This window comes from Paenibacillus sp. NRS-1760, from assembly GCF_050467785.1.
GTDB lineage: Bacteria > Bacillota > Bacilli > Paenibacillales > Paenibacillaceae > Pristimantibacillus.
On record NZ_JBITPK010000014.1, the window covers coordinates 657,292 to 669,748 of the forward strand.

Consider the following 12,457-nt stretch of genomic DNA (forward strand, 5'->3'; position numbering starts at 1 on the left):
GGACTATTATTATGGCTAAAAACATCGGACTGCCGCATCATGGCGGCGCATCATATTTGAATCCGCTGAAGATCGAAGCGGGCGCAGGGCAGCAGGAGCCGCTGACGCTCGTGCATCCCGATCCTTACCTTTTGAAATTTAACGGTCGTTATTATACCTATGCAACCGCGAAAGCTGGCGTAGTTGTGCTGCGCTCCAGTGATCTTGTAAGCTGGGAGCACTTAGGCTATGGATTTCAGCTGGAAGGGCATAAGGAATATTGGGCGCCAGCAACTGTATATGAGAATGGCCGCTTTTACTTATACGTATCATCTATGCCGATTTCGGAGGATGATGTGCATGAAGAGCGATTGATGGTTGCTGTTTCAGATACGCCGGAGGGCCCATTCGAATACGTGCGAACGTTTTATGATACGTTTTCATTGGATGCGCATGTTGTGAAGGACGAGCAAGGCGATTATTATATGTTTTACTCCAATAATGAATATTCGGGCGTAGATCGTGATCGTGCGGGTACAGTCATCCTGGTCGATAAAATGCTGGATATGGTTACGCCAGCCGGTGAGCCGCAAATTGTCGTATTGCCTACCATTGATGAGGAAATCTATGAGGAAAATCGGTTTGGCGACGGCCGTGACTGGCATACGATTGAGGGTGCTTTTTATTTGAAGCGCGGCACTAGGCACTATATGATGTACAGCGGAAATGCATATGTACGCCCGAATTATTTTTTAGGTTATTCGGTGGCAGACGGCAGCAAAGGCCAGCCGCTTCATGGCCTGGAATGGAACAAATATCCTTCCGATGATCAATATGAGCCGCTTCTTCGCAAAAATGATGGTGTCGAGGGCGTAGGCCACAATTCCGTGGTGAGAGCTCCAAACAACGTAGATTCATGGGTGTTTTACCACGGCCGGAATGCTGACGATGTTCTTGACATGGACCGTGAGCAGCGGACGATGCGAGCAGATCCTCTGCTTTGGAGCGGTGATCGGCTCTATATTGCCGGCCCGACTTATACGCCGCAGACAGCGCCGGCGCAGCCAACATTCCGTGATTTATTTGACGGTAGTGAAGAAGGACTAGGCGAGTTGTGGCAAGCAGCTGCGGGAAGCTGGACAAGAGCAAATGGCGAAGCGCTTCAGATGAACCGTGCTGTTATCGCCGGGGCGGTCACGAAGTCTGCATACAGCCACTATGTTCTTGAAGCAAGCGTGAAATGGTCGAAGGATCATACCGGCGGTTTATATGGCATTTATGCCGCATATCAGGACGAAAGCAATTATGTGTCGGTCTTATTGGATGTCGGACGAAGAGTATTGCGCGCTCATGCCGTCTATAAAGGCATTCAGCATGAAGCAATCGAGCATGCTTTGCCAGAGAGCTTTAACTTCGCCGTATACCATTTGCTGCGTGTGGAGAAAACGGGAGACAACTATTGTATTCAGCTTGATGAGGTTACCGTTATAGATAAGCGATTCCCGATTGCCAGCGGCAGCGTAGGTTTGCAAACGCGCTATACAGCAGCTTCCTTTGCAGGTTTTGAGGTAACGCGCCATTTGGCGTTAACGGATGCGAGCAGCACTGCATTTGCTGAGCAGCTTGAGCGGACGAGCGGTGATGGCATCTGCCGTGTCAGCGGCGGCGAGCTTCACTGCCGCAGCAAGCAAGGGCTGCGTACAGCTTGGTTATTGGACAAACTAGGTGATGCTGCCTCAAGCGAAGCTTACCGTTTTGATACCGATATTCTCGTGAAGCGTGGTTCCGAATATGGCATCTATGCCGCTTATACGGATGAGCGCAACTCGGTACAAGCAGTGTTGAATCGTACCGCCAGTTCGGTAACCGTATCGTCATGCATTGATGGAGAGGCATCTGTTTTGTCCAGCGTTACTTTAGATGCGGCAGACTTCGATTGGACAGTCTGGCATACGCTTTCGAGTACGGTCGTTAACGGCTGCTTGACCATTCGACTGGACGATCAAGTCGTATTTGCAGGTGCTGTATCCAGCCTTGCAGGCTTGCCTGGTCTGGTGGGCGCAGGTGAAGCTTCGTTCCGTGAAACGCGGTATACGATGCTTTAATAAGTGAGTGTTGTAATGAAGGATTACTGAAATAGTGAGTCTGTTTCTTTAGGTCGCGAGCGACCTTTAGGGACGGACTCTTTTTTTTTATAGCAAATCTACTAATTTTTTGTGAGTTTTAATAGCAAGGAGATTATTTTGGCTACGACTGGGAAAGAATAGAGGTGAAGGTCATTAATAGAACGATGGGAATGATCGATATGATGAATGTTCATTGGCGCCTTGCTGAGCTGTGGCTGCTGCAGGAGAAACGGAGCTTAACGGAGCAAGAAAGCTCAGAGCTAAACGCCTGCATGAAATTGAATGCCAAGTACGCACAAAGACTTGCCGAACAATATAATTTTGGCTATATGGCGAGCATGACAGGTGATGAGGTTTGGCTTCAGGAAATCGGAGTCGAAATTGACAAGCTGGAGAGAACTAATGAATGCAAGCGTCCTTTGTTTTTTGAAGGCAAAACAGAGAAGTAAGCAAGAAACGGCTTATTAATGAGCGTGTATTGGTATGAAAAAACAATCGTCAAACTATCATTCACTAGAAATAAAGCTAGAATATAGGTTATTATGATAGTGATGATTCACATGCAGGGCATTCTAATTAAGAGGTGATAGGTTATGGCTTTTCAGTCCGCAAACATCTTTGTGAATTTACCGATTAAAGATCTAAATAAGACAGTCGATTTTTTTACTAAATTAGGGTTTGAGTTCAACCCCCAATTTACGGATGAGAAAGCTACCTGTATGATCATCGGACCTAATATTTTTGCTATGCTGCTGGTTGAGCAGTACTTCCAAACGTTTATTGATAAAGAAATTGCAGATCCATCAAAAACAGCTGAGGTCATATTGACATTATCCGCCGAAAGCAAAGAGCAAGTGGATGAGATTGTGAATAAGGCTTTGGAAGCTGGCGGTAAACCTGCTAAAGATCCAATAGACCATGGATTTATGTATAACTGGAGCTTTCAAGATATAAATAATCATCTATGGGAACTAGTGTATATGGACCCAAGTGTGATCGAACAAGGGTAATCTGGAGCAATAGGCAAGTAATGCAGGGGTTGTCTTAAACGTAGTTTTATCTGCGTTTTGGACAGCCCCTGCTTTGTTTTGTTAATCGAGCTTAGACTGCGTGAATCCCTAAGCGCTGCTCTGCTGGCGCTGCGTTCACCTACCATTTGGATTGCACCACTATTTTCAGTTAACGAACTCAGCAACTCGTATTTAAACCATTTGTCTTGAAATAAAAGTGTAGCGAACTCTAGCGTCCTTATTTCGAGAAAAACAGCTCAGGACATCCAATACAGCATGCTATAACGTTAATAGGGTTCGTTAAAATTCAAAACATGGAATTTTGTTCACAATAAGCATGATACAGTTCGTTAGAGCTGTGATCTGAGGAGGGTTAGCCAGCATCTCGTTCTCAGTTTGTAAGCCCCCTTGAAGATGACATCAACCTCTGGTTATTAGTTATGACGGGAAAACAGTTCCCATAAAAGCTCACGCCGGCTGTTTACCCCCGTTTTTGTGAAAATCGACTTTAAATGGTCTTGAACGGTATAGGCAGAAATATGAAGAGATTCAGCAATTTCTTTAGTTGAAAATGCTTTGATGATCCGCTCTATAACCTCCTTCTCGCGAGAAGAAAGGGCGTATGCTTCTGATATAAGCGGAACAATATCGGATGGTTTAGCCGGCTCGATAAATACCGCAAGCTGGGTCAAACCATTTGTTCCATCCAGCCTACTCGCATGCAAGGATAAATAATGACCGCTCGGCATCCGAATACATACTTTTGCTGACTTTGTTTCATCCGCAGAAGAGGCTGGCTTCGCCAGCGCCCGAGAGCAAACAGCTCTGATTGGTCTTGGCAGTGTATCGCCTTCTATTTGCTCTAAGCCTCTTAAGGCGGAAAGCCAGCGGCGGGCAGCATCATTGGAGGAATTGAATTGAAGCTGCTCGGACAGCACCAAGAAGCCAGGCTCCTCTAAGCCTGCAACACCCTCGGTCGACGGAAGCTCCAAAGCGTATTTTTTTAATGTTTTGGCTAAAATCGGAGCGACAGCGACGATAAACAAAATTTCAGACTCAAGGAAAAAAGGCTCTCCTGACTTACGGAACAACGTCAAATATCCCCAGCATGAACCCTCACAAAGCAAAGCAGCACGCAGCTCGTCTCCGAATCCAGCAGGCAGCAGAACCTCTTGGTAACGACCGCTTCGTCCCAAGTGGCCCTCAGTGGCTTCGCTTAAGGAGGCTGCTGTCATTTCTGCCTGGGCTAACTGCTCATAGCTGTTGTAATCCTCATGCAAATATTCATATTCAAATAATTGATGATGAATTGCCTCCACAGCCTCATCTGTTGTCGCCCCGATCGAGAGCAGAGTCATCGGATCAACAGAAGTGCAGCAGGCTCCAGCATAAGGCACGGCTTCTCTGATGATGGATAAGGCCGCTTCGCGATAAGCCTTTGATGTTATTGATGCAACGGACAACTTATTTAATCGCTGCTTGACCGTATCTATAGTTAAAGACATACGCAATCTCCTTCATTTCTGTATTCGGAATCCCACATTTATGGGATGGTTGTTTATTTTATCTCCACTATAATTGAGAATAATTCTTAATTCATTTTACATAATGGATGGGATGATGAACAGCTTTGCTGCTGCTTATATATTAGACGGCTATGTTGATTTAAGAGAGGGTAAGGGGACAGCTATGAAAACAGACATCATTGTAGTAGGCGGTTACGGCCATGTTGGCGGGAAAATATGCAATCAGCTTGCGATTCATTATCCAGGCAACGTGTATGCGGCAGGCAGAAGTCTAGCGCGAGCTGAGCAATTTTGCCAGAGCGGGGGCGGGAAGGTAAAGCCGCTTCGCATTTCAGTGAAAGAACCGCTTAAGAAGCAACAGCTTGATCGAGTAAAGCTTGTTGTGATGTGTTTGGATCAGATGGATACTGCCTTTGCGGAAGCTTGTTTACTCGCTGGCGCGGATTATGTAGACGTATCGGCGAATGGTGCTTTTTTTGCAGCGATGGAGCAATTGAATAAAAGCGTGAACGATCAGCAAGGTACCGCTGTATTAAGCGTCGGGCTGGCGCCAGGCCTGACGAATCTGCTGGCGCTTAAGGCCGTGCAGTCGATGGATGAAGTGCAACGGATTGATATCGGCATTATGCTGGGTCTTGGAGACGCGCATGGCAAAGCAGCAATCGAATGGACAGTCGATAGTCTCTCACGGTCATTTCATATTACGGAATCAGGCAGCGCACGAAGAGTCAGCAGCTTTACGGAAGGGCTTAAAACAGATTTTGGCGCTGATTTAAAAGTCCGAACAGCCTATCGCTTCCCATTTTCCGACCAAGAAACACTACCTCATACACTAGGCTTACCATCAGTATCTACGAGGTTATGCTTTGATTCGCGAATTGTCACCAGCACGATAGCACTCTTCAAGGGATTAGGATTCGATCGACTGCTGCGATTAAAACCGATGAGAAGATTGGCGATTCAATTGCTCGGTAAGCTTCGAGTCGGTTCTGCTCGTTACGCGGTAAAGATTACAGGTTACGGTGTTAAATCAGGAGCAGAGACGTTAATTGAATATGGACTGCAGGGTACAGAGGAGGCCGAAATTACAGCACAAACGGCAATTGCGGTTGCCATGGCTGTATACAGCTCGAATCTGCCAAAAGGAGTTTATCATATTGAGCAATTATTTGAGCTCGATCTCTATGAAACAAAGCTTGAGTTGCGTTTAAAAGAGGACGAGAACAAGCTTTCAATCGCTGCTATTTCCAATATCGAGAGCTGGACTAGGATGAATATGTAGTTTTTCAGCTGGTTCATTTGGTATAATTAGCATTAAATTCCTAAAATACTGAATCGGTTTTACGATAGGGAGATGGAGCTGAGCATGGATAAACATTCGATGATTGCTTTCATTTTGGAAGAATATGCGTTCGTAAAGGAGGATAACCGCGCACAGTTTGATGCGATTATTGTGCGTTTATCCGGTCATAAGGGCGGGATATCGTTGGAGAGCTTGTCGGCGTGGGAAGAAGATGACCTTACGCAGCTGTACCAAATTCTGTCTGGGCATAAACTGACTCGTGAATACGTACCGGATATCATTCAAGCCTACGCCAGCATCGATAGGGCAAATTTGCCATCGGAAATATCGTTTGGGCCGATCGTCAAAACGGAACAAAAATGGGATAAGCCGCGTGTTCATTGGCAATATGGCAACTATGAGGTGCCGCAGGCGATTAATCAGCTGTACGAGCTTGAGACTGAACTCGGAATAACAATGGATCTAGAGCTGGGGCTTATCATGCAAAAATATGACTTCCGCTATCCATGTACGCCGCCCGATTTTGTTCCTTTCGCCAGCTCTGGTTGTGATGGCATTCATTATTGTTTTGTAACGGATTTCGGAGCTGTCAAAGATTTGGAGCAAGCTTATATAGCTGTCGTATCGCCAATGGATTTTGATTCGGAAATATGGCTTGTTGCCAAAAATATTAAGGATTTCCTTCGTCTTATCATTACGGATAGAAGTCTACTATATAATAATCCTGCGACATTTGATGATTTCTTTAAAAAGCTGCGAGAGCAGAAAAAAGAAAGCTTGGCGGATGAGCATTCAGCGGCGCTGCAAAGGCTGAAAGAGCTTTTTGGACTGCGTGAAATTACTGACTTGGAACAGTATATACAAAGTGTACGTGAGGAAAGGGCGCAAGCGATTTGCATGCAAACGCTGGATTCGATTGGTGTTGTACCGCTTTTGGGTCAGGTTGATTATACCGCTGAAGGGCCGCTCTCTATTGATTGGGATGATAGGCGGGCGCTCGATGCAATGGTTGAAGAGGCAAGCCCGGAGAGAAAGCTTGCTTTCCTTCGTGATGCGCAGCACAAGAAATTAATTTTGGAAGACAGACGGATGCTCAGACGCTGCAAGCGCGTATTGTCGGAGCTGGAGTTATATCATGAGCTGAGTAATTTGCTTGAACTGGTTGACCAATAAAATTAAAAATGAATTAGGAGTGTGTTCTCGATAAACCTACTGTTTGTATGCAGCAGAAACAAGTGGCGAAGCTTGACTGCGGAAACGATTTTTCAAGGTGTTGGCGGTAATGAGGTGAGGTCCGCTGGTACGGAAGAGAATGCCCGGATTAAGGTGACAGCAGGTCATATTGGCTGGGCTGATTATATTTTTGCAATGGAGAAAAAACATATTCGAAGGCTGCAAAGCAAGTTTGGCTATGAGCTTTCGGGCAAGCAGTTAATTTGTCTTCATATACCAGATGAATTCGAATACATGAACGAGGATTTAATCGATCTGCTTCGCTCAAGTGCAGCTTCCTATGTCAGCGATCTGGGCTAATGATTAATGTTTTTGTTCAATGGCGAGCAGAAGCTTATACAAAGAATGGGCTCCGAGCAGTTGGTTTCTATTGACTCGATTTAGAAATTGCATCGATTCACGCGCTATTTTTATCGCATTTTCTACCTGGTTATCGTCTACCTCTTTCAGCACCTGCTGAATGATCTCAAGCGACCATACCGCCGCCTTGAAGGTGCGAATAATTAAGATTTGACGCAGGTTTGCTGGACTGAAGATGCGGTAGCCATTTTCCTTGTTGCGATTAACAACAAGGAGACCCATCTTCTCCCAGTGGCGAATAGCGGAACTTGGTATGGTTGTTGCCTCGGATACTTCCCCAATGGTCATCCCTTTTCTTTTCCTTGCTTTATGCAGCAAATGAATTTCATCGGTCTCCAGCGCAAGAATCGTTTTATCGGCGATCGTTTTGTCACGGTGAAGCTCTGCCTGTGCGCTGTTTACAAGCCATAACGCCTCATCAATCTCGCCATGGATCAGTTTAATCATCACTTCTTTGGTAAGCGTCATTCCAAAACCTTCATTCATCGCTCTTATGCACTCAAAGTAAGCGACGTGTTCTGCTGTATATATGCGATAACCGTTTGTCCCTCGTTCAACCGGCGGAATGATGCCCCAATCCTCGTAGTGTCTCAACGCGTTCGTACTAATATTTAATCTCCTGGCAATGTCGATCGGCCGAATCATCACAAAAAACACCTCCGAACCTTTTCTAAAAACATTAAACAACCATGGGAACCTTTTTGTCAACGAAACGGGTTTAAATAGGGTGTTTATTTGCCTAACCTTCTCACTTGCATCAATGTAGTATGCTGGAATAAATGCTGGAAAAGCGCTCTAAATAGGCGAAGCGTTGCTTACCCCAAAAATTTATTGTCAATGAGGAGGACATGCATGAACGATACGATAGTCATTACAGGTGCACGCGAAAATAACTTGAAAAACATTTCACTCTCAATCCCCAAATACAAATTGGTTGTGTTGACAGGGCCCTCAGGCTCCGGCAAATCAACGCTTGCCATGGACACGCTGCAAAGGGAATGTCAGAGGCAGTATATGGAGTCAATGGGGATGGTGTCGGATTCCATAAGCAAGCCGAAGGTGGAATCGATAGCTGGACTTTCTCCTTCCATCAGCATCGGTCAGCACGTCACCAATCGCAATCCGCGTTCTACGGTGGGTACGGTTACAGATATTTATACGTATTTGCGTTTTGTCTACTCCAGGCTTAGCAGCCGTATATGCAGCAGCTGCGATACAACTATACCGCCTGTATTCGATGAAGAGAATGATATCGCAGCTGCAGAGGAAGAGGAGGGACGCCAGACGATCGTATGCCCGGGCTGCGATAAGGAACATGAGAAGCTCGGAATGGCTCACTTTTCTTTCAATAAGCCGGAGGGAGCCTGCGAAACCTGCAGTGGGTTAGGACATGTTGCCACGCTTGACTTAGAAGCGGTATTCAATCAAGAGCTGAGTTTCCGCAGCGGCTGTGTGACTTACTTGTACGAAGTACAACTCGAATATTATGCTGTCATTTTAAAGGCTGCAGGAGACCATTATGGATTTACATTTGATCTCGACCTGCCATTAAAGGATTATACGGAAATCCAGCGTGATCTGCTTTATTACGGCGTGGAGAGCGATGCATTCATGAGACATTTTCCTCTTGCTGCGCCGCCAAAAACAGTCGGAAAAGGCAAGTTTGAAGGCATTGTAACTGGAATGTGGAGAAGATATAAAGAGAAGGAAAGCGAGCAAGGGGCAGCAGAAAAGGAAAACGATTATTTTAAGCAAGATGGGTGTACGGATTGCAAGGGCATGCGTCTAAAAAAAGAAAGCCGGTCAGCTTTAGTGGCAGGGGCTTCGATATCAGAAGTATCCACTTGGTCATTGGAGGATTTGCTTTCTTGGACCAAGCAGCTTCAGGATGCTGTGCCTCCACAGGGACGGCCGCTGCTTGCGCCTGTCATGACTGATATGCCGATACGTTTGGAGAGAATCATCGATGTTGGCCTTAGTTATTTATCTCTGGATCGACAGACCGTCTCCCTCTCAGGCGGGGAAGCTCAGCGTCTGCGATTAGCGTCACTTCTTGGGTCTGGACTTACTGGGGTGCTCTATATATTGGATGAGCCAACAACAGGTCTACATCCGCGCGATACAGCAGGTTTGCTTCGCGTTCTCATGCAGCTGCGTGATTTGGGCAACACGGTACTCGTTATTGAGCATGATATCGAGGTCATGAGAGCTGCAGATCATATTATCGATATCGGTCCAGGAGCAGGATATTTAGGTGGTACCGTCGTTGGCGAAGGCAGCTTGGAGGAGCTGATCGCAAGTGAGAGTTCCGTTACAGGTACCTATTTGCGTCAGGAAAGCTTGCCAGCGGCGGTACGGACAAGAAGGTCAGGCGACGGTAAACAGCTGTCGATTGTCCATGCACATGCTCGTAATTTGAAAGGGTTTGACGTTGCTTTTCCGCTTGGCTGTCTCATCTCGGTGACGGGAGTGTCTGGCTCAGGCAAATCGACCTTGTTATTTGATTTGCTTGCGGAGGGAGGGCAGGGGAAACCACGTATTGCAGGCTGCGACAGCATTGCGGGCTTTGAGCATATCGGAAATCAAATTACGGTCGATCAGTCACCATTAGGCCGTATGCAGCGCTCAAATATTGCGACTTATACAGAAGTATTTACACAGCTGCGAAATTTATATGCAGGGCTGCCAGAGGCGAAGCGCAATCAGCTTACCTCGAAGCATTTTTCATTTAATACACCAGGGGGACGCTGCGAGACTTGCCAAGGACTTGGCGTATTATCGGTAGACATGAGTTTTCTCCCTAATCTTGAAATTCGCTGCACGGCTTGCAAAGGAAAACGATTCAAAGATGAAGTGCTGAGAGTCACCTACGAGGGTTATTCGATATCGGATTTGCTTAATATGACGGCCCAAGAGAGCCGAGCTGTGTTTAAAAATAAAGCAAAGATTGCGAGCATGACCGAGCTGCTGTGTGAAGTGGGGTTAGGTTATCTGCAATGGGGGCAGTCGGTAAAAACATTGTCGGGTGGAGAGGGTCAGCGCATTAAGCTGGCTAGGGAGCTGAACAAGAGATCGAACAAACATACCCTTTATTTGCTGGATGAGCCAACAACGGGTTTGCATCTAGCGGACCTTGAACGGCTGCTTGCTCTACTCAATAAATTAGTGGATGCCGGCAATACGGTCATTCTGGTTGAGCATTGCTTGGAACTTATCCGGGAATCCGATTGGGTCATCGATATAGGGCCCGAAGGCGGTGCAGCAGGCGGCAATCTTGTCGCAGCAGGAACGCCAGAGCAAGTAGCGGCTATTGCTGCTTCCTATACAGGACAGTTTTTGAAAAAAGCGCTGGCTGGCGGATTGTAGACATATATAAAAGGGAGCTGTCAACGTCGATTGCGTTGGCAGCTCCCTTATTCGCTATTCGGCAGCGAGCTCTAAAATCCGCTCATTCACATGATCAGAATATAATCCGCCATGGTAGCAGATGACTGTGTTTATGTCGTATTGCGTTAATTTTTTGATGGATTTTTTTGCGGTATCCGGGTCGAGGCAATAATGTGGTGTCGGTCCTAGCAGCTGGTCGTTTTCAACGATCAAGGCATCAGCTGCAATTAACGTTTTGCTAGCAGTATGATAAAGGCTAAGATGTCCGGGCGTATGCCCAGGTGTGCCAATGACGATAATTCCTCCGCAATACGGCAATTGTTGCCCATCCGTAATGATAACATCGACATTCACTTTAGGCGGATTCTCCAACGTCTTCCTGAATGCGGCTCGCCATTCCTCAGGCACCTCTGCCGGCAAGGCTTTGACAGCTTGCTCAATCGATTCTGGTGTAACTTTGAGCAAATGTGCTTCACCTTGAATGTAAGGAGCTTCTACTTTGTCCGCAAGCACCTCCGCCTTATGAGGCAATTCCTGCAAAATCGCAGGCAAGCTTCCAATGTGGTCAAGGTCTTGATGGGTAATAATGATTTTGTTAAGACGCTCAAACGCAAGTCCAGCACGCTCCATTTGCTCCTTTATTAATGGCAGCTGCCCTGGATAGCCAGTATCCACTAAGATCACGGTGTCGTTATCCCAAATTAAAGTGGGATAAATCGTTTCCATTCGACCCATCATGACCGCTGATATTGGCATCATATTAACGCCGCTTGCAATGTTCATTTTAACCCTCCGCTACTGTTTAGAAGTTTTTGCTGCAGGTGAGTTGCTCATTTCAAGTAACATCGTACCAGTAGTTAAAATGTATGTAAATAGTAAAATATTATATTATAACACAAAAATAATTATTTGTCAATATGCAATAGTAGCGTTTTTGATGAAATAACGTTTCATCTCACAAATCATATATTCACGCCCAATGGAGCCCCAAGGGTCCCATTCTCTAGAATCGGGATAATGTGCTCAAGTGCATTGTTTTTACTAATGGGATGTTGATACGCTCATCACATTGGAACTGCAAGCGATCGTAGAATAACTACGTAAAGGTATGTTCACTATTTCCATAAAGGCGACAATTAATTGGCAGCAGTCTTATGATTACCCATTTTCCTTGTTTTGTAACCGAAGCAAGCTTTTTTCTTGCGTCCTGCTCGGCCATGATCATTTGCCGAATGATGATTTATTTGATTGCTTGGAAAAAAGGTGTAAATTCCTTTTCCCTCGTATTAGTCGGCATAGGTGTGGCTTTCTTATTGTCGGCGATGACGACATTTATGCTTGTGTTTAGCCCTGCCTATTCTGCCAGCTCCTCCTATATTTGGTTGACCAGAACAGTTTATGGCACAACCTGGACCTATGTATGGAACCTTTTACCATGGACCTTCGTCTTAATGGTTATCGCACTCGATTTATCTATTTATTTATCTATTTACTATATCGGACACGAAATAACAGGTAGCAATGGTTGAATTT

At 45.8% G+C, this 12,457-nt stretch carries 11 protein-coding genes; 8 read left to right on the plus strand and 3 right to left on the minus strand.

The window, feature by feature from the left end; all coding sequences use genetic code 11:
- Window positions 1-11 precede the first annotated feature (11 nt).
- From ACIFSR_RS22285 to ACIFSR_RS22295, 3 genes are all read left to right on the plus strand, one after another.
- Window positions 12-2,084 (plus strand): glycoside hydrolase family 43 protein, encoded by a 2,073-nt coding sequence (locus ACIFSR_RS22285; RefSeq protein WP_430060027.1) that lies wholly within the window; start codon window positions 12-14, stop codon window positions 2,082-2,084.
- 164 nt (window positions 2,085-2,248) lie between these two features.
- A complete protein-coding gene (locus ACIFSR_RS22290) occupies window positions 2,249-2,554 on the plus strand; it encodes a DUF7667 family protein (protein WP_339204441.1) in 306 nt (101 codons plus the stop codon).
- A 144-nt stretch (window positions 2,555-2,698) separates the two neighbouring features.
- Window positions 2,699-3,115 (plus strand): VOC family protein, encoded by a 417-nt coding sequence (locus ACIFSR_RS22295; RefSeq protein ID WP_076267544.1) that lies wholly within the window; start codon window positions 2,699-2,701, stop codon window positions 3,113-3,115.
- Window positions 3,116-3,549: 434 nt separating this feature from the next.
- Here the strand turns inward: ACIFSR_RS22295 and ACIFSR_RS22300 are convergent, their stop codons facing one another.
- A complete protein-coding gene (locus ACIFSR_RS22300; protein WP_339204440.1) occupies window positions 3,550-4,620 on the minus strand; it encodes a response regulator transcription factor in 1,071 nt (356 codons plus the stop codon).
- A gap of 112 nt (window positions 4,621-4,732) precedes the next feature.
- On the opposite strand from ACIFSR_RS22300, the gene ACIFSR_RS22305 reads away from it, so the two are divergent.
- From ACIFSR_RS22305 to ACIFSR_RS22315, 3 genes are all read left to right on the plus strand, one after another.
- A complete protein-coding gene (locus ACIFSR_RS22305; protein ID WP_430060030.1) occupies window positions 4,733-5,923 on the plus strand; it encodes a saccharopine dehydrogenase family protein in 1,191 nt (396 codons plus the stop codon).
- An 84-nt stretch (window positions 5,924-6,007) separates the two neighbouring features.
- Window positions 6,008-7,117, plus strand: coding sequence for a hypothetical protein (locus ACIFSR_RS22310; protein ID WP_430060032.1), 1,110 nt, complete (start codon window positions 6,008-6,010; stop codon window positions 7,115-7,117).
- A gap of 30 nt (window positions 7,118-7,147) precedes the next feature.
- A complete protein-coding gene (locus ACIFSR_RS22315) occupies window positions 7,148-7,477 on the plus strand; it encodes a low molecular weight protein tyrosine phosphatase family protein (RefSeq protein ID WP_430060435.1) in 330 nt (109 codons plus the stop codon).
- 3 nt (window positions 7,478-7,480) lie between these two features.
- Here the strand turns inward: ACIFSR_RS22315 and ACIFSR_RS22320 are convergent, their stop codons facing one another.
- Window positions 7,481-8,182, minus strand: coding sequence for a MerR family transcriptional regulator (locus ACIFSR_RS22320; RefSeq protein ID WP_339209731.1), 702 nt, complete (start codon window positions 8,180-8,182; stop codon window positions 7,481-7,483).
- Between the two features lie 207 nt (window positions 8,183-8,389).
- On the opposite strand from ACIFSR_RS22320, the gene uvrA reads away from it, so the two are divergent.
- Window positions 8,390-10,903, plus strand: coding sequence for an excinuclease ABC subunit UvrA (uvrA, locus tag ACIFSR_RS22325; RefSeq protein WP_430060034.1), 2,514 nt, complete (start codon window positions 8,390-8,392; stop codon window positions 10,901-10,903).
- Between the two features lie 54 nt (window positions 10,904-10,957).
- Here the strand turns inward: uvrA and ACIFSR_RS22330 are convergent, their stop codons facing one another.
- Complete coding sequence (locus tag ACIFSR_RS22330) at window positions 10,958-11,707, minus strand: MBL fold metallo-hydrolase (RefSeq protein ID WP_430060036.1); 750 nt, start codon at window positions 11,705-11,707, stop codon at window positions 10,958-10,960.
- 371 nt (window positions 11,708-12,078) lie between these two features.
- Between ACIFSR_RS22330 and ACIFSR_RS22335 the strand changes: the two genes are divergently transcribed.
- Window positions 12,079-12,453: an iron chelate uptake ABC transporter family permease subunit gene (locus ACIFSR_RS22335; protein ID WP_430060038.1), complete on the plus strand. Its 375-nt coding sequence runs from the start codon at window positions 12,079-12,081 to the stop codon at window positions 12,451-12,453.
- Window positions 12,454-12,457: the final 4 nt, after the last annotated feature.

What these genes read in the sequence shown, in the direction of transcription:
- ACIFSR_RS22300 (WP_339204440.1), bottom strand. Translation starts at nt 4,620, where the DNA reads ATGTCTTTAACTATAGATACGGTCAAGCAGCGATTAAATAAGTTGTCC.
- ACIFSR_RS22330 (WP_430060036.1), bottom strand. Translation starts at nt 11,707, where the DNA reads ATGAACATTGCAAGCGGCGTTAATATGATGCCAATATCAGCGGTCATG.
- ACIFSR_RS22310 (WP_430060032.1), top strand. Translation starts at nt 6,008, where the DNA reads ATGGATAAACATTCGATGATTGCTTTCATTTTGGAAGAATATGCGTTC.
- ACIFSR_RS22320 (WP_339209731.1), bottom strand. Translation starts at nt 8,182, where the DNA reads ATGATTCGGCCGATCGACATTGCCAGGAGATTAAATATTAGTACGAAC.
- ACIFSR_RS22285 (WP_430060027.1), top strand. Translation starts at nt 12, where the DNA reads ATGGCTAAAAACATCGGACTGCCGCATCATGGCGGCGCATCATATTTG.
- ACIFSR_RS22305 (WP_430060030.1), top strand. Translation starts at nt 4,733, where the DNA reads ATGATGAACAGCTTTGCTGCTGCTTATATATTAGACGGCTATGTTGAT.
- uvrA (WP_430060034.1), top strand. Translation starts at nt 8,390, where the DNA reads ATGAACGATACGATAGTCATTACAGGTGCACGCGAAAATAACTTGAAA.
- ACIFSR_RS22295 (WP_076267544.1), top strand. Translation starts at nt 2,699, where the DNA reads ATGGCTTTTCAGTCCGCAAACATCTTTGTGAATTTACCGATTAAAGAT.
- ACIFSR_RS22335 (WP_430060038.1), top strand. Translation starts at nt 12,079, where the DNA reads ATGATTACCCATTTTCCTTGTTTTGTAACCGAAGCAAGCTTTTTTCTT.